Below are 16,858 nucleotides of genomic sequence, written 5' to 3'. Positions count from 1 at the left end.
ATTGACTGCCGCTCTGCGCCCAGCGCATACTCTCGAGCGATCGAGACCCCCCGTAACGGAGACGACACCGTACGGTCACACCCGTCCACCTGGCACGTCCACACGCTCATGCCCGGAGGAGGGAAGCACGGGTTGCAGTGATCGTCGCGAATCCGCGCACGTGACCGACCCTCACTGTTGCCACGGTCAGCCTGGCGCTTGGACACCCAGATCAGCGCACCTACAAGACCTTTGACAGCCAACAATCCATCACGTTGCGCAAATCATTCGCACCTATTGCGCCTTTGACGACAGATCAGGAAGTCTCCACGATGACGAGGAAAGCACGCAGCGCGACGGCTGTCGCGATCGGCTTGGGCATCGCACTCGCTGCCACCGGGTGTGCCGGCAGCAGCGGCGCCGACAGCGGCGGCGGTTCGGCCGACGGCAAGGTCACGGTGACCCTCTGGGAGAACGCGCAGCCCGGGCCAGGTGCGGAGTACTGGAAGACCGCCGCCAAGGCATACCACTCGCTGCACCCGAACGTCACCATCAAGATCCAGGCAATCCAGAACGAGGACTTCGACGGCAAGCTGCAGACCGCGCTCAACTCGAGCTCCGCGCCGGACATCTTCCTGCAGCGCGGTGGCGGCAAGATGCAGGCCATGGTCGACGCCGGCCAGGTCCAGGCGCTGGACCTCACCGCCGCTGACAAGGCGAATGCGGGTGCGGCAGCTGTTGCGGGCTATTCGATCGACGGCAAGGCCTATGCGATGCCGGTCGACACGCAGCCCGAGGGCATCTACTACAGCAAGGATCTGTTCAAGAAGGCCGGCATCACCTCGACGCCGACGACGATGGACGAGCTCGAGGCCGATGTCGCGAAACTGAAGGCGATCGACGTCGCGCCGATCGCGGTCGGTGCCAAGGACGCCTGGCCGGCTGCGCACTGGTACTACAACTTCGCACTGCGCGAGTGCAGTCAGGACACCATGACGAAGACTGCCAAGTCGCTCAAGTTCACCGATTCCTGCTGGACCAAGGCCGGCGACGACCTGGCTTCGTTCCTGAAGGTCGACCCCTTCCAGAAGGGCTTCCTGACGAACTCGTCGCAGCAGGGTGCCGGGTCGTCGGCCGGCATGCTCGCGAACCACAAGGCGGCCATGGAACTCATGGGCAACTGGGATCCTGGTGTGATCGCCGGCTTGACCCCGGACAAGAAGCCGCTCCCTGACCTGGGCTGGTTCCCCTTCCCTGCCGTGGCCGGTGGCCAGGGCGACCCGACCGCCATCATGGGCGGCCTCGACGGATTCTCGCTGTCCAAGAACGCGCCGAAGGAGGCCCTCGGCTTCCTCCAGTTCCTTCTGACCAAGGACCAGCAGAAGGCCTATGCCAAGGCCTTCTACACGATCCCGGTGAACAAGGACGCCCAGGAGGTCGTCACCGACTCCTACAACGTCTCGGCACTGCGGACCTTCAACAAGGCCGCCTACTCAGTGCAGTTCCTTGACACCGAGTACGGCCAGAACGTCGGCAACGCCATGAACACCGCCGTCGTGAACCTGCTGGCCGGCAAGGGCACCGCCGCCGACATCGCCAAGGACACCAACGCCGCTGCCGCGAAGGGCTGAGTAAGCAGACGATGAGCAACACCCTGGGTACTGACGCGGCCACCGGCCGCCGGTCGCAGGGCACGACCGGAGTCGGGGGCGCGGCCAAGTCCGCGTCCCCGACTTCGCCGCGAGCGGCCGCGCGCCGCCGCGGCCGTGCCAGGATGCGACTCGAGATCGCGGTCCTGTCCGGGCCGGCGATCATCATGTTCCTGACGTTCGTGATCTTCCCGGTTGCGCTCGCTGCGTTCTACGGCTTCTACCGGTGGAAGGGCTACGGGGCGCCCACCGACTGGGTCGGCCTGAACAACTACAAGCTGATCCTCACCGACCCCGCGTTCCAGCAAGTCCTGTGGCACAGCTTCCTGATCCTGGTGCTCTCCGTGGTCATCCAGGGCCCGCTGGCGATCGTCCTCGCGCTTCTGCTCAACCAGAGGATCCGCGGCCGCTCGGTCATCCGCGTCCTGATCTTCGTGCCCTACGTCATCTCAGAGGTCGTCGTCGGCACCGGCTGGAGTCTGATGCTCCAGACGAACGGCGCCGTCAACGATCTCCTGCACCACATCGGCCTGGGCTCTCTGCAGGCTGAATGGCTCTCCAACCCGAAGCTGGCCATCTGGACACTGATGGGCATCATCTCGTGGAAGTACATCGGCTTCGCGGTGATTCTGATGCTCGCCGGACTGCAGTCGATCCCCGAGGAGCTCTTCGAGGCGGCTCAGATCGACGGCGCCTCCTACTGGCAGATCCAGCGCCGCATCACGCTGCCGCTGCTGGGACCGACGATCCGCATCTGGGCGTTCCTGTCGATCATCGGCTCGCTGCAGCTGTTCGATCTCGTCTACATCATCTGGGGTCCGTACGTCTCCGGCACCGCGGGCACCTCGACCATGGCGATCTACATGGTCGCCCAGGGCCGCAACGCGGGCAACTACGGCTACGGCAGCGCCATCGCGGTCGTGATGTTCCTGATCTCGCTCGTCGTCGCGCTGATCTACCAGCGCTTCGTCCTGCGCCGCGACCTCCAGGGCGCCGTCACCGAAGGAGCCGCCCGATGAGCGCGACGACCGCCAACTCCTGGTTGTCCTCCGACTCGGAGCCGAAGACGCCCATCGACCGTCGCGACAGTCGTGACAAGCCGCAGCAGTGGGGAAGTCCCTTCACCTACTTCATCGCGCTGCTCTTCATCGGGGTCTGCATCGCACCGGTGCTCTACATCGTGCTCGGCGGATTCCGCACCAACGCGCAGTTCACCACGAGCCCGGCCGCCCTGCCGCACCCCTGGGTCCTCGGCAACTACGCCGACGTCCTGACGTCCAGGACGTTCTGGGGCGAATTCGCCAACTCCCTCATCGTCGCGCTCGTGAGCACCGTCGGTATCGTCGTCGTCGGCCTGATGGTGAGCTTCGTGATCGCGCGCTACGACTTCAAGCTCAAGGGCGCGATGTATTCCCTGTTCGCCGCCGGCCTGATGTTCCCGATGGTCATCGCGATCACCCCGCTGTACATCGTCATCAAGAACATCGGCCTCGTCGACAACCTGTTCGGCATCATCGTCCCGCAGATCGCCTTCGGCCTGCCGACGACCGTCATCATCCTGGTGCCGTTCCTCAGAGCCATTCCCAACGAGATCGAGGAGGCCGCCGCGATCGACGGTGCAAGCCGACTCGGATTCTTCTTCCGCATGGTGATCCCGCTGTCGCTGCCCGGTGTGGTGACAGTCGGCGTCCTCGCGTTCATCGGCAGCTGGAACAACTACGTCCTGCCCCTGTACATCCTCAACTCGGACGCGAACTTCACCCTGCCGCTCGGCGTCCAGGCGTTCTCCTCGCAGTACTCCTCGGACACCGCGAAGGTCCTCGCGTTCACCTCGCTCGCCATGCTGCCCGCACTGATCTTCTTCTCGATCTTCGAGAAGCGCATCGTCGGCGGTCTCACCGGCGCCGTGAAGGGCTGAACCGGCACCAGGATCTGCACCGGACCGACTCACGCCTGACCCTGCCGTGCCCCCGGCAGGGGCAGGCCGCCGATCGACGGCATCGCCCAGCCTCCGGCACGCCCCGCGCCATCCCACGCAAATAGCCATTGAATTGCCCAGCGCCCACATCGAACCCGACAAGCATGCCGTCTTCGCTCCTGTCCGACGCCGCACCGTCGGCGCGTTCGTCGAGCACCTCGGCCGCTGCGTGCACACCGGGCTCTACGAACCGGAACACTCGAGCGCCAACGATGAAGGGTTCCATATGGACGTCGTCGAACTCGACAGGGAGCCCCGGCAGCACGACCATCCGCTGCCCGGGCGGCAACTACTTCTCCGGCTTCCGCCGGGAGGACTCGGTCGGCCCCCGCGAGAAGCGCCCGGTGCGCCGTGGCCTCGCCTGGCACTGGTTCGAATCGAACCAGGTCGGGCTCGACGGGATCGCCAAGTGGCTCAAGCTCACCGACTCCGAGCCGATGCCGGCGGTCAACGTCGCCACGCGAGGCATCCTGGCCGCCCTGGACCTGCTCGAGTACGCCAACCATCCGTCCGGCACGGCGCTGTCCGCCTTGCACATCGCCAACGGCACGCCGGGCCCGCACAACGTGCTCGTGGCTGTACTCGAGCACCGTGCGCTCCCAGTCGCCGAACGTGGGCATGCCGGATCCGGAGACGATGTCGACGACTTCTCGCGCCTGTGTACTACCAGGTGCACGACGGCGATCTCGGCTGCTTCCTCGCCTCGGCGATCGACGAGACCATCGCAAAGCTGTACGCCTCCCCCATCTCCGGCGCCTGGGAGGTGCCCCAATGCCGGCAGTGCCTCTACTGCTGGCACACCAGCGAACCCACCCGCCGCACCCAGCACGACGCCTGTCCCGACAGCTTCAAGATGCCTGTCGAGGACATCGCCGGCGCCCTTTAAGAGCTGGTCTCATTTGGCTGGCCTGGTAGCGTCTGGTTGTCTGGACTGGCTTTCGACTGTTGTCTTGGCCGGGTGGGAGAAGTGATTCACGCCCGGCGGCGATATCTGAACGCCTGAGAAGGAGGAGAACCCATCAGCGTCGAGCCTCGCGTCAACGACCGGATTCACGTTCCCGAGATACGTTTGGTCGGCCCCAATGGTGAGCAGCTTGGCATTGTCCCGATCCAGGACGCGCTGCGCCTGGCTGCCGAGGCCAATCTCGACCTGGTCGAGTTGGCCCCGACCGCGCGTCCACCGGTCGCCAAGCTCATGGACTATGGGAAGTTCAAGGCGACCCGACAAGAGCGTTAATATTCTCTGTTGGAAAGCCCGAACACCGGCGACACCTGCCGCCACGTACACCCCGACGTGGCCACGAAAATGATCGCCGCCAACACCTCCCGATCGCCATACCGGCGCCGCCCACCACCTTGCGGACGCGACGGCGCCGTCGGCACCACCCGCTCGAACAAGACCCACAACTCGTCCGGCACCAGCCGCTCCACAATCCCCACAACCACACACTACCGAACCATCCAAATGAGACGAGCTCTAAGTCCCCACCATCCCCCGCTCCACGCGCAACCCTGCCCCCTATTCCCCCGCCCACCACGGCGCCGGCTGGGTGCGGCTATCGGCGCAGGCTCAGCAGGGCGAAGACGCCGCCGACCACCGGGCGGGCCTGGAAGCCGTTCTGGGTGTTGGCCGCGGTGTCGTACCAGTCGGTGAACGGTGCCCGTGAGGGAGAGGTGTGCGCGAACTGGTAGAGCGCGGAGATCAGCAGCTCGCACACCGGATGGTCGCGCAGCCACGCGGCCGTCCACATCTCCCAGTCGCCCTTGGTGTAGCTGTGCCGCGGGTCGAGCGGGATGCCGAACTGGTTGGCCTGCGACAGGTACCAGTCGCCCTCCTTGCGGGCCACCTCGCGTGGCACGAGGTTCAGCCCGAGCAGTGAGTCGGGGTAGCCGTTGTACTTCAGGCTCCAGGTGCCGGGCTGGTCGTAGGCGAGCTTGAGGTGGTCCTTGTCCGTGTCCTGTGCCTTGTCCACCCACTGGCCGACGTAGTCACGGGCGGTGCTGCCGTAGTGCGTGCTGTCGGAGGATCTGCCCGCCACGGTCGCGATCTGGGCCATGGCGCCGATGGCCAGGATGCCCTTCAGAGCGAGGTTCGCGCTGTGAGCGATGAAGCCGGTGAAGTCGTCGGTCTGGTTCTGGTAACCCGGATCGAGGGCGTTGTCCACCAGGTAGTCGGCCCACTGCTTGAGAATCGTGTAGTGCGCGGAGGCGAACGCGGCGGCCGTGGCGGAGCTGCTGCGCGCCAGGTAGGCGGCGGTCATCAGCACCATGTTGGCGGACTCCTCGACCGGCATGTCCTCCTCGTTGCCGTCGTTGTGTCCGCTCGCATCGGGGTAGCTGGAGCCGAGGTCGTGTTCGGCGAACTTCTTGGGCCAGCCGCCGTTCTCCGCGTAGTCGAAGAGCGGTTCGAGGATCAGACCGAGGTACTGCGGGTCCAGATAAAGGAACACCGGCATCGCCGGGTACGTCACGTCGATCGTCGAGACGTTGCCGTCGGAGGAGATCTCTTTCAGGAACGCCCACGGCTTGCCGTTCCGGCTGACCAGCTCGGTGCCGGCGTACGCCTGTCGAAGGGAGAGAGCGCACAGCGCAGCGTACTTGGCGCCGCCGGCGGCAGTCGCCTCGGTGCGGACCTTGTGGTCCAGGGCCGCGGTCCGTTTCTGCGCCGCGGTCGCGTCGGAGTGGAAGAAGGCCGCCATGTCCTGCCAGCTCGACCAGTACGACTTCCACAGCGGCGGCAGTTGCTCGCCCAGGTAGCTGACCGCGGGTTCGCGAACATGCCCGATCGACAGCAGCGCGCGGGTCGAGCCTTGGACGCTGCCGAGGTCGAAACGGAAGGCGAAGACCGGCCAGCTGTCATTGATGGGGCGGGGCTGGCGGGTGTCGGCGGAGTCGGCCAGCGCGTGGCCGGCCAGTGCGGTGGCTCGGACGCTGGTGTCCGAGCCGATCTGCCAGCTCAGCCCCGGACGGTTGGTGGCGCTCCACACCACGGTGCCCCATGCGGCCATGTCACCGTTCTCCTTGAGCACTCCCGGGCTGTCCGGAGTGAAGGACAGTGAGGTCGCCGTGGTTCCGCCGGCGCCGGACAGCTGCTGCTGCGACCAGCGGATCTTCGTTCCGACGTCGCCCGAGGCCCACTCGCCGGAGATGTCGAAGTACAGCGAGACGTCGTGCGCCTTGCCGTCGAAACTGCGCACGTCCGCGATGACGTACGACAGCGGCATCGACTGGCGGCGCAGGTCGCCCGGTTCGACGGGGGACAGGAACGTCAGGGTCAGTTGTACGCCGCCGGCCGCGAAGACGAACTCCGAGCGGGTCGCGGTGAGGGTCAGCGAGCGCTGCAGCACGCCGCGGGAGAGCGGGTGGTCGGGGACGTTCGGCGCGCCCAGGAACAGGAAGTTGGTGCCGTCCACCCGGATGACGCCGGTCATGGCGGTCGTGTGGCCCGTCCAGAACACCGGCCAGTGGCCGGCCGGCAGATCGGCGTCCAGCCACGTGCTCAGGTAGGGCGAGCGCACGGCCAATGGGACAGCGGGGGGCCGGATCGGATCGAAGGACGGCGCGACCAGGCCGGCGGACCGGCTGCCGGAGAAGCCGGGAACGGCCGTCTGTGTGGATGTCTCCTGCGGCGGCTGGGAGGCAGCGGCCTGGGCGCTTGGGGCCAAGCCCGGCAGCAGACCGGTGCCGGCCGCGCCGAGGCCGACGCCAGTCCACTGCAGCAGGCCGCGGCGGCTGAGTCTCCCGGCCGAGGCGCCGGGGCGGGCTGGGGAATCGGCGACGTTCGAGCCGTTCGCGGGCAGGTCGGTGTTGTCGTTCCTTGAGGTCATTCGGATCTCCCGGAAGAGCCGCTCGGGGAAGGCGGTGCAGGGCAGGCAGGAGCGCGCGGGGATGGGCGCGTCGATCTGCCGGACGGAGCCAGGGGGACGGCGCGGAGGCGGCCTCGGCATCGACCACACGGCAGATGGTGAAGTTCGCGGAGGGTCGTCACTACAACGATGGAAAGACGAGCAGAACGATGACAGCACAGCCCGGATGTCATGTCCACCCTTCGGCGGCACCGCGTTTCCCGGCCGTCGAGGTCGCGGTGCAGCCGATCTCAAGAGCCTTCTCCATCTTGGCATTTGAGGTTGACCAGGGGGTTCTGTCGGCGTGCCGAAGGCGGCTTCCCAGGGGCCCGGCTCCGCGCCTTGTGTCGGGGTTTGCGGGTCCCGTCATAGACCGCGATCAGCAGCGAACTGACGTCTTGACAGTTTTCTGCGCCGTCCTCCACTGTGCTTCTACATCGTTGTATCAACCTGTCAGGCCCGGTCGCCAAGCCCGCCCGGCCGGTTTCCTCTTCTCTCTTCGGACAGAACTCCGCACGCCCCGACGACCGTTTCGACGAGGATGTGATCGGCGCATGGACTCCTTCGTCCGGGCCAAGGCTGTCTCCGCCGCGGTACTGACCGCCGGCCTGTCCCTGACCGCAACCGCCTGCACCAACTCCGGCAACGACTCGACCGCTTCCGGTGCCGACGCGAGCGCGGGCGACAACTCCGCAGCCGCTCAGCAGTTGGCCTCACCCAGCGCCTCCTCCGGCGGCCCGGGCTGCTCGGACTGCGCGGTCTGCTGCAGGCCGTCACCGACGAGGGCGCGACCACCTATCTGGTGCCCCAGCACTCCGCCTTCCGCTCCCTCGGCGCAGGCACCTGGACACCGGTGCTGATCGTGATCGTGCTCTTCGCCCTGGGCGCGCTGTTGCTGGCCCGCACCGGCTTCGGCGCCACCCTCACCGCGATGGGCGGCAACGAGAACGCGGCACTGCTGCTCGGCCTACCGGTGGCCCGCGCCAAAGTGCTGGTCTGTCTGCTCTCGGGCACCCTGGCCGCGGCGGCCGGCGTGCTCGGCGGCGCGCGCCTGGGATCCGGTGTGACCACCATCGGCGTCGGCTACGAACTGACCGCCATCGCCTCGGTGGTCATCGGCGGCACCCTGCTCACCGGGGGCAGCGGTTCGGTCGGCGGCACCGTCAGCGGCGTGCTGCTGCTCACGGCCATCCACAACCTCATCGATCACTGCGTCTCGCAGTACGGCTCCGCCTTCACCAACACGGTCAACGGTGCCTTTCTGGCTGTGGTAGTTCTGATGCAGGCCCTGCTCAGCCGCAGCCAACAGCTGGAATGAGCACCCGCCGCCGAATCGGGCCCGGCATGGCCGCCCGGCAGACGGCCGGACCACCCCTGTGCCTCTGAGAAAGGATCGCCGTGGGCGTCAGCCTCAAGGATGTCGCGCTGCGCGCCGGCGTGTCGGTGAAGACCGTCTCGAATGTCGTCAACGACTACCCGCACGTGACCCCCCAGACCCGTGAGCGGGTCCAGCGGGCCATCGACGAGCTGGGCTACCGGCCCAACCTGACGGCGCGCCACCTGCGCAAGGGCCGCACCGGCCTGATCACATTGGCCATTCCGGAACTGGGCAACCCCTACTTCGCGGAAGTCGCGGGGGCGGTGATCGACGAGGCCGCCCGGCACGACCTCACGGTGTTGCTCGACCACACCGCGGGGCTGCGCGAGAAGGAGCTTCTGGTCTCGCAGGGCTTCCGTTCGCACGTCATCGACGGGCTGATCCTCAGCCCGATCGGGCTGGAACGCAGGGATCTGCTGGATCGGCCCGAGGCTCCGCCCATGGTGCTGCTGGGCGAGCGGGAGTACGAAGGCCCCTACGACCACATCATGATCGACAATGTGGGTGCGGCCCGGATCGCGGTGCGCCATCTGCTCGACCTCGGCCGGCGCCGGGTGGCCTTCCTGGGCGCGCGCCGCGAAAGTGCCCGCCAGCCCGCCCATCTCCGGCTGCGCGGCTGGCGGGAGGCGATCACCGCGGCCGGCCTGGTCCCCGACGAGTCCCTGGTGGTGGCCACCAAGGGCTACGACCGGGCCGACGGCGCCGCCGCGATGGCCTTGCTGCTCGACCGGGACCAGCGTCCCGACGCCGTCTTCGCCTACAACGACCTGGTCGCGCTCGGCGCCATGCGCACGCTCGTCGAACGCGGCCTGCGCGTGCCCGAGGACGTCGCGGTCGTCGGCTTCGACGACATCGAGGAGGGACGCTATGGAGCGGTCTCGCTGAGCACCGTCGCTCCCGACAAGTCCGGCCTCGCCCGCCTCGCCGTGAACTGTCTGGTGGAACGGATCGCCGCCCGGGGAACGGACGCGCCGCCGCAACCCCGCCGGATCCAGCCCGGCTACCGGCTGATCGTGCGCGAGTCCACCGCCGTCCGAAGGCTCTGAACCGGACACCACCCTCAGCGCCCCGTACACCTCCGACGCCCGAGGACGAGGATGCCGATACCCCACTGCACACTGGCCGGCTCACCGTTCGGCACCGCGCCTGACGGCAGACCGGTGCACCGCCGGCGGCTGGACTCCTGCAGCGGGGTCAGCGCGGACGTGCTCACCCTCGGAGGCATCGTGGCCGGCCTGCGGGTGCCCGACCGGTGCGGGGACGTCGGCGACATCGTGCTCGGCCTGCCCGACATGGCCGCGTACTGCGCCCCCCATCCCTACCTCGGCGCGCTCATCGGCCGCTACGCCAACCGCATCGCCGGCGGCGAGTTCACCCTCGACGGAGAAACCCATCGCGTGCCCGTCACCGACCGCGGCCACGCGCTGCACGGCGGCCCCGACGGTTTCCACCGTCGGGTCTGGAAGGGCGGCCCGGCCTCCGGCAACGGCGACGGGCTGACCGCACTGCACCTCGAACTGCGCAGCGTCGACGGCGACATGGGATTTCCCGGCACCCTGGACGTCGAGGTCACCTACAGCCTCGACCGCAGCGGCACCCTCGCCATCGCATACCGGGCCCGCACCGACCGCGCGACCGTGGTGAACCTCACCAACCACTCCAACTTCAACCTCGCCGGGGCCGGCACCGGCCACGTGCTCGGTCACACCCTGGAGCTGGACGCGGGCGCGTACCTGCCGGTGAGCGCCGAGGCGATCCCGCTCGACCCGCCCGTGCCCACCGCGGGCACCGCCTTCGACTTCCGTACCGCCCACCCGATCGGTGACCGGATCGCCCGGCAGGACACACAGTTGACCGCCGCCGGGGGCTACGACCACTGCTGGGTGCTCGTCCCCGTAAGGACTCCGGGCGAGTTGCGCCGTGCCGCTCGTCTGGCCGACCCCGGCAGCGGCCGGCGGATGGAGGTGTGGACCACCGAGCCGGGCATCCAGGTCTACACCGGCAACACCCTGGACGGATCGCTCTCAGGAGCCGACGCCAAACCCTACGAGCGCCACGGCGCCGTGTGCCTGGAGACCCAGCACTTTCCCGACTCGCCGAACCGGCCGGAGTACCCCAGCACGGTCCTGCGTCCGGGCGAGGAGTACCGCACCCGTACCGAGTTCGGCTTTCCGCACCTGAAGGCCTGATCACCAGCCCGCCGGAGGTGGGAGTGGCCCGTGCCCGCGCGGAGGACGCCACCGGTTGCCCCAACCGACGGCGTCAGTCGACGACCACCCGCCATCCGGCTGACGCAGAAACGGAGTTGACATGACAGTCTCATCGAAGAAACCACGGCGCAGATCCATACGGCAGCACATGGGTGTGGCCGCGGCCCTGGCCCTCGCCGCGACCTTGACGCCGGCGGCCACCGGTCCCGCCTCGGCCGACCAGGCGCCACAAGGCCACCGCATCCCGACCGTCACGTCCGGCGACGCCCGCTTCGAGGTCCTCTCGCCGACGCTGATCCGTACGGAATACGCGGGCGACCACACATTCACCGACAACCCCACGTTCAACGCGATCGGCCGCGACGGCTTCGCCCCGGCCGCCTACACCGCCCAGACCTCGGAGGGCTGGCTGACCATCAGAACGAGCTCGCTGACCCTCCGCTACCGCGTCGGCTCCGGACCGTTCGACGCCCAGAACCTCTCGGTGCACCTGACGGCGGGCGACGCCCCGGTGACCGCCACGCCCTGGCAGCGGCTGACCTGCTCACTGAGCGCTCTGTGTGAGGCGGAAAACCTCCAGCTCGACGGCGTGTCCGTCGCCTCGGACCACGCCGGCCACACAGGCACCGGATTCGCCGCGGGATTCGCGGGCACCGGCAGTTCAGCGTCCGCTGACATCGATGTCAGCAGTGCGGGGACCTACCAGTTCGACCTGCGCTACGCCAACTCCCTCGGCGGGGACGGCAAGAACCAGACCCGGACGCTGACCTTGTCGGTCGACGGCGGCGCGCAGCAGAGGGTGACCCTGCCGACCACGGCGAACTGGGACACCTGGAACGTCGCCACCGCGAGCGTCCCGCTCAGCACGGGCCACCACACGATCGCGCTGACCCGTACCGCCTCGGACACCGGGAACGTCAACGTCGACAGCATCGCGCTGGTGCGCCCCGGCGATCCGTACCCGTCGGTCTCTTCCACAGCGATCACCGGCTGCCTGCTCGGCGCGAGCTGCGAGGCGGAGGCCGGGCGGATCGCCGGCACCGCGACCAGCGCCACCGACCACCAGGGTTACGCGGGCAACGGCTTCGTCGCCGAGCTGAACCAGGGTTCGAGCCTGACCACCCACCTGGTCGGAGTGCCCTCCGACGGCACCTACACCCTGCGGGTGCGCTACGCCAACGGCACCGGCGGCGACGGCCTGCACCAGACCCGCACCGCTTCCGTGTCCGCGGGCACCGCCACCGGGACCCTGACGCTGCCGGCGACCAAGGACTGGGACGACTGGCAGACCGCCTCGGTGCCGGTGACCCTGAAGGCGGGCGAGGACGACGTCACCTTGGGCTGCCCCGACACGGCAAGCTGTCATGTGAACCTGGACACCATCTCCGTCAACCCCACCGGCGCCGCGGTCCCGCAGCCACACCTCGCACTCGGCGGCTACCGCCGCGGTCTGGACGGCGTCACTGGTGACGGCCCCGCCCCCGCGACCACCCCCGGCCTGCTCAACGAGGACGGATGGTACCTGCTTGACGACACTCCGTCGGCGCTGTACGACACCGCGACGCAGAAGGTGACACCGCGCCCCGCGCACGGCGGCGAGCCCTACCAGGACGGCTATGTCTTCGGCTACGGGCACCACTACAAGCAGGGCCTCACCGACCTCGCGTCCCTGACAGGGCCTCCGGCACTCCTGCCCCCCTGGACGTACGGCGTGTGGTACTCGGAGTACATCGACCGCACCGCCGCCGACTACGAGGACACCATCCTCCCGGCCTTCCGGTCCGAAGGCGTCCCGCTGGACGTGCTGGTGACCGACACGGACTTCAAGGCCGTGAACAACTGGAGCGGTTGGGAAATGGATCCCGGCAGGTTCCCGGACCCAAAGGGGTTCTTCGACTGGTCGGCCGCGCAGGGGCTGCACAACACGCTCAACGTCCACCCCAGCATCCTGGCCTCCGACCCCCAGTTCGCCCGCGCGCAGGCCACGGCCAGGGGCAAGCTGACGAAGGGCGGTTGCGCCTCGGGCGCCTCGGTCGAGAACAACTGCTACACCTTCGACTTCGGCGACCCCGACCAGCTCAAGGCGTACCTGGACCTGCACCGCACCATGGACGGGCAGGGCAACGACTTCTGGTGGCTCGACTGGTGCTGCGACTCCTCGCAGTCATCGCTGCCTGGTGTGACACCTGACGCGTGGATCAACCAGCAGTACGCCACCCTCACCGGCAAGACCCTCGGCCGTGGCTTCGTCCTCTCGCGCGCCTACGGCTCCCTCCAGGCCGGCGGATACAGCGGCCAGCAGGCCCTGTCCACCGGACCGTGGGCGGACAAGCGGACCACCGTGCACTTCACCGGCGACACCTCCTCCACCTGGGGCACCCTGAAACTGGAAGTCGGCTACACCCCGGGCGAGTCGGCAGCGACCGGGATGGCAGCCATCACGCATGACATCGGCGGCCACAACGACACGACGGGGCTGACCGGCTCGGAGACCTACACCGAAGGCGGCCGGACCCGCACCACGCACAAGCTGCCCGATGACCTGTACGCCCGCTGGGTACAGTTCGGTGCCTTCCAGCCGATCGACCGCCTGCACAGCAACCACAGCGACCGGCTGCCCTGGCAGTACGGGGCCCAGGCGCGAAAGTCCGCCGACACGTTCCTCAACCTGCGGGAGAACCTGGTGCCTTACACGTACTCAATGGCAGAGGAGGCGCACCGCACCGGCGTGCCGATCGTCCGCCCCACCTACCTGGAGTACCCGGACGAGGCCCAGGCGTACGCCACCTCGGGCAGCGAATACTTCTACGGCCCGGACGTCCTGGTCTCCCCGGTGACCACGGCCGGGACCACCGCGACCACCTCGGTATGGTTCCCGCCCGGCCGGTGGACCGACTACTTCACCGGCAAGACCTACCAGGGCGGCACCACGCAGGACGTCACCACCGGCCTGGACACCATGCCCGTGTTCATCAAGGCCGGCGGCATCCTGCCGACCCGCACCCATGACGTAACCAGCAACGACAAGGCTCCGCTGACCGACGTCACCCTGACCGTCGCCACGGGTGCGCCGGGGTCGTACCGCCTGTACGAGGACGACGGAACCACCACACAGAAGGGACACAGCGCCACGACGACCGTCCGCTACCGGCGCAGCGGCTCACGCCAGACGGTGTCGATCGATCCGGCACGGGGCTCCTTCCAGAGCCAGGTGAAGAACCGCCGATGGACGCTGTCACTGCTGGGCACGACCCACGCACCCACGAAGGTCACCGCCACCGGTGTCCGGCTGACCGCGGCCGACTGCCACTGGAACCGCAACACGAGCACTCTCACGATCACCCTGCCGCCGCACAGCGTGCGCGGGCCGATCACCGTCACCTACCAATAGGCAGACACGCTCCCGGCGGCCGCCTGCTGCCCGGCGCACACCGCGTCCTTCCGCAGGCGGCCGCCGTACGCCCCCCCTTCCGCGGAACGTCGGCCGCGACGAACTCGACCTGGCCACCCTCACCCACCTGGGCACGGACCGTACGGTTTCCGACCGGGGCCAACGTGCCGTCCACAATCCACTTGCACGGCTACCGGCTGCACCCGCTCGGCCAGCGGCAGACACCACAGCCGGACACCGCCGGGACCGTTCCCGCCCCGCTCCCGCACGACGCGTCGCAGCTTCTTGAACCGCCGCATCCGCAAGCCGGTGAACGTCTCCACCCACGCCGGCTCAGCCCGTAACACCCCGCCCATACACGCGAAATGCCCGCCACCCCGAGCCTTCAGCAACACCGGCGTCATCGACTGCGTAGTTGACGCCCCAGGCACCTGGCCCCCGGAGATGGTGCCCACGTGTCCGAAACGGTTCGCAGGCACCACCATTCCGCTTCTCGCGCTGCCACGTCGCCCGGCGCGACCTGGGCTGTCCTGCGGTTGAGATGAACTGGCGCGCAACTACCCTCGGAGTAATACAAGTTGATGTGCGAGACTGCGGTGATCGTTTGAACTCTTCGTCAACTCGCCCAGGAGTCCGTCATGACGTCGGAGATCCATCGCCGCCGGGAGATCGACACCAGCAGGCCGCATCCCGCACGGGTGTACGACTGGCTGCTGGGCGGCAAGGACAACTATCCCATCGACGAAGCGGTGGGCGAGCGGCTGCCGGTTGAGGCCCGCACCGCAGCCCTGCAGAACCGGCAGTTCATGCACCGGGCGGCCGCCTGGCTCGCCGGGCAGGGCATCGACCAGTTCCTGGACGTCGGCACGGGCATACCCACCGAGCCGAACCTGCACCAGATTGTCCAGGAGGTGACGCCGACCGCGAAGATCGTCTACACGGACAACGATCCGATCGTGCTGGCACACGCCGAGGCGCTGCTGATCAGTCACCCGGCCGGGGCCACCGACTACATCGAGGCCGATGTGCGCCGGCCCGAGGAGATCCTCGAGCATGCCCGAAACATACTCGACTTCGAGCGGCCCATCGCGATGTCGCTGATCGCGCTCATGCATTTCATCCCGGACGACCAAGACCCGTACGACATCGTGCGCAACCTGCTCGCGCCTCTCCCCTCGGGCAGTTACCTCGTCCTCTCGCACGCCGCATCCGACCGCTACGAGGAGCTGGCGGCACAGGTGACGGCCGAGTACGCCAAGGGCGGCATCCGCCTCGGCTTCCGGTCCCGCCCCGAGGTCGTCCGCTTCTTCGACGGTCTGGAGCTCGTGGACCCCGGAGTGGTGACGGCTCCAGAGTGGGTCCAGTCCACGGCCGGGCCTGCCACGCCCGAGGGTAGTGGTATCTACGCGGGCGTGGCCCGTGTGCCGTGAGGACGGCGCCGGCCACGGTGCAGGAGAAGAGGATGGGGGCCATGGCGGTGCGGTCGACATGCTGCAGCGCTCGTTGACGCCGCACTTGACCTGTGGTCCGGCGAACCGGCCCGGCTCTTCGTCTCGGCCGTGCATCGTGGACGGCGACTTGTGGGCGCTGATCAAGCCGTTACTGCCTCCCAGGCCCGAACGGTCGCCGGGGCACACAGGCTCTGCCTGCAAGGCATCCTCTTCACCCTCTACGACGACATAGCCTGGCTATTCCTACCGCTGGAGCTGAGGTTCGGCTCCGGACAGACCTGTTGGCGCCGCCCGGAGCGGTGGCCGCAGGCCGGCGTCTCCGACCAGCTGCACCACCTCCTGCTTGCCGAAAACCAAACACCACCCCGGCATCCCAACCGTCGCCGGCCGGCCCGGCGGCCCCCGCCGACGTCCCGACGCCGTGCTCGGCGACAAGGGCTACGACTCCAACCCCGGCCGCACCGAACTCCACGACGCCTTCGTCTCCTTGGCCCGCAGCCTCAACTGCTGATGTCGCCTCAAAAAGACCCGCTCACGCCGAGCTGGGCTGCGAGTTCGAACGGGCTGGCCCCCGACGTGGACCCGCGGCCCATCGGGTACATGCTGCGGGATCTGTATCTCGGCGCGCTCAATCGGTGTTTGTGAAGCGTCAGTAGGATCACGGCATGCCTTCTCCGATACCCCGCCGCTACCTGCTGTCGACACTGCTGGCCGTAGCACTGGTCGCGTTCGGTTACTACGCTCTGCAGCCGGTCCGAGCGACTTGCGCGCTCAGTTCTGGACCCTATGGCTCCACTTTCAACCCGAACGGTGCCCACTCGTCCAGCTATGGTCAGTGCGGTAAAGAACGCACGCGTTTCCTGACTTGGCTGGGGCGATAGGCGCACCCGACCGGTCGAGGTCGACGAGTTCGGGTTGCCACTGCTCGGCCCGGCGCCCCGCCACTGCACCCAGTCCGCACTCATCACATCCTCGGG

The 16,858-nt window shown here is 68.1% G+C and carries 12 protein-coding genes and 3 pseudogenes; 12 read left to right on the top strand and 3 right to left on the bottom strand.

Going from position 1 to position 16,858, the window contains the following annotated elements:
- Nucleotides 1-254 precede the first annotated feature (254 nt).
- From SRB17_RS24805 to infC, 5 genes are all read left to right on the top strand, one after another.
- Entirely contained in the window at nucleotides 255-1,610 is a 1,356-nt protein-coding gene (locus SRB17_RS24805) for an ABC transporter substrate-binding protein (protein ID WP_228396231.1), read from the top strand.
- A 143-nt stretch (nucleotides 1,611-1,753) separates the two neighbouring features.
- Entirely contained in the window at nucleotides 1,754-2,647 is an 894-nt protein-coding gene (locus tag SRB17_RS24800) for a carbohydrate ABC transporter permease (RefSeq protein ID WP_228396230.1), read from the top strand.
- Entirely contained in the window at nucleotides 2,644-3,546 is a 903-nt protein-coding gene (locus SRB17_RS24795) for a carbohydrate ABC transporter permease (protein ID WP_153542250.1), read from the top strand. The genes SRB17_RS24800 and SRB17_RS24795 overlap by 4 nt, the downstream gene beginning before the upstream one ends.
- 718 nt (nucleotides 3,547-4,264) lie before the next feature.
- A complete protein-coding gene (locus SRB17_RS48115) occupies nucleotides 4,265-4,492 on the top strand; it encodes a non-oxidative hydroxyarylic acid decarboxylases subunit D (protein ID WP_153542248.1) in 228 nt (75 codons plus the stop codon).
- Nucleotides 4,493-4,624: 132 nt separating this feature from the next.
- The gene (infC, locus tag SRB17_RS24785) at nucleotides 4,625-4,843 is read left to right on the top strand and encodes a translation initiation factor IF-3 (RefSeq protein ID WP_323376211.1); all 219 of its coding nucleotides are present in this window, start codon (nucleotides 4,625-4,627) and stop codon (nucleotides 4,841-4,843) included.
- 11 nt (nucleotides 4,844-4,854) lie between these two features.
- Here the strand turns inward: infC and SRB17_RS24780 are convergent.
- Together SRB17_RS24780 and SRB17_RS24775 are read right to left on the bottom strand one after the other, a co-directional pair.
- A pseudogene (locus SRB17_RS24780) lies at nucleotides 4,855-5,052 on the bottom strand (transposase); the annotation flags it as partial.
- Between the two features lie 110 nt (nucleotides 5,053-5,162).
- Complete coding sequence (locus SRB17_RS24775; RefSeq protein WP_153542246.1) at nucleotides 5,163-7,433, bottom strand: glutaminase family protein; 2,271 nt, start codon at nucleotides 7,431-7,433, stop codon at nucleotides 5,163-5,165.
- Nucleotides 7,434-8,253: 820 nt separating this feature from the next.
- On the opposite strand from SRB17_RS24775, the gene SRB17_RS24770 reads away from it, so the two are divergent.
- From SRB17_RS24770 to SRB17_RS24755, 4 genes are all read left to right on the top strand, one after another.
- On the top strand, nucleotides 8,254-8,769 hold the full coding sequence (locus tag SRB17_RS24770) for an ABC transporter permease subunit (RefSeq protein ID WP_323376187.1): 516 nt from the start codon (nucleotides 8,254-8,256) through the stop codon (nucleotides 8,767-8,769).
- An 80-nt stretch (nucleotides 8,770-8,849) separates the two neighbouring features.
- On the top strand, nucleotides 8,850-9,875 hold the full coding sequence (locus tag SRB17_RS24765) for a LacI family DNA-binding transcriptional regulator (protein WP_323376186.1): 1,026 nt from the start codon (nucleotides 8,850-8,852) through the stop codon (nucleotides 9,873-9,875).
- 51 nt (nucleotides 9,876-9,926) lie between these two features.
- Nucleotides 9,927-11,018 (top strand): aldose epimerase family protein, encoded by a 1,092-nt coding sequence (locus tag SRB17_RS24760; RefSeq protein ID WP_153542244.1) that lies wholly within the window; start codon nucleotides 9,927-9,929, stop codon nucleotides 11,016-11,018.
- 169 nt (nucleotides 11,019-11,187) lie between these two features.
- Nucleotides 11,188-14,430, top strand: coding sequence for a TIM-barrel domain-containing protein (locus SRB17_RS24755; RefSeq protein WP_153542441.1), 3,243 nt, complete (start codon nucleotides 11,188-11,190; stop codon nucleotides 14,428-14,430).
- Nucleotides 14,431-14,615: 185 nt separating this feature from the next.
- On the opposite strand, the pseudogene SRB17_RS46585 reads toward SRB17_RS24755, so the two are convergent.
- Nucleotides 14,616-14,786 (bottom strand): annotated as a pseudogene (locus tag SRB17_RS46585) (IS5/IS1182 family transposase); the annotation flags it as partial.
- 282 nt (nucleotides 14,787-15,068) lie between these two features.
- On the opposite strand from SRB17_RS46585, the gene SRB17_RS24750 reads away from it, so the two are divergent.
- From SRB17_RS24750 to SRB17_RS46580, 3 genes and pseudogenes are all read left to right on the top strand, one after another.
- On the top strand, nucleotides 15,069-15,860 hold the full coding sequence (locus SRB17_RS24750; protein ID WP_153542242.1) for an SAM-dependent methyltransferase: 792 nt from the start codon (nucleotides 15,069-15,071) through the stop codon (nucleotides 15,858-15,860).
- A 129-nt stretch (nucleotides 15,861-15,989) separates the two neighbouring features.
- Nucleotides 15,990-16,202, top strand: a pseudogene (locus SRB17_RS48540) (transposase); the annotation flags it as partial.
- Nucleotides 16,203-16,224: 22 nt separating this feature from the next.
- Nucleotides 16,225-16,392 carry a hypothetical protein gene (locus tag SRB17_RS46580; protein WP_228396229.1) on the top strand — a complete coding sequence of 56 codons (168 nt, stop codon included), beginning with the start codon at nucleotides 16,225-16,227 and terminating at the stop codon, nucleotides 16,390-16,392.
- The last annotated feature ends 466 nt before the right edge of the window (nucleotides 16,393-16,858 follow it).

The sequence above is a fragment of the Streptomyces sp. RB17 genome (genome assembly GCF_009604455.1).
In the GTDB taxonomy this organism is placed as follows: Bacteria; Actinomycetota; Actinomycetes; order Streptomycetales; family Streptomycetaceae; genus Streptomyces.
The sequence above is the reverse complement of the archived record's forward strand: the minus strand, read 5'-3'. Positions and strand labels throughout refer to the sequence as shown.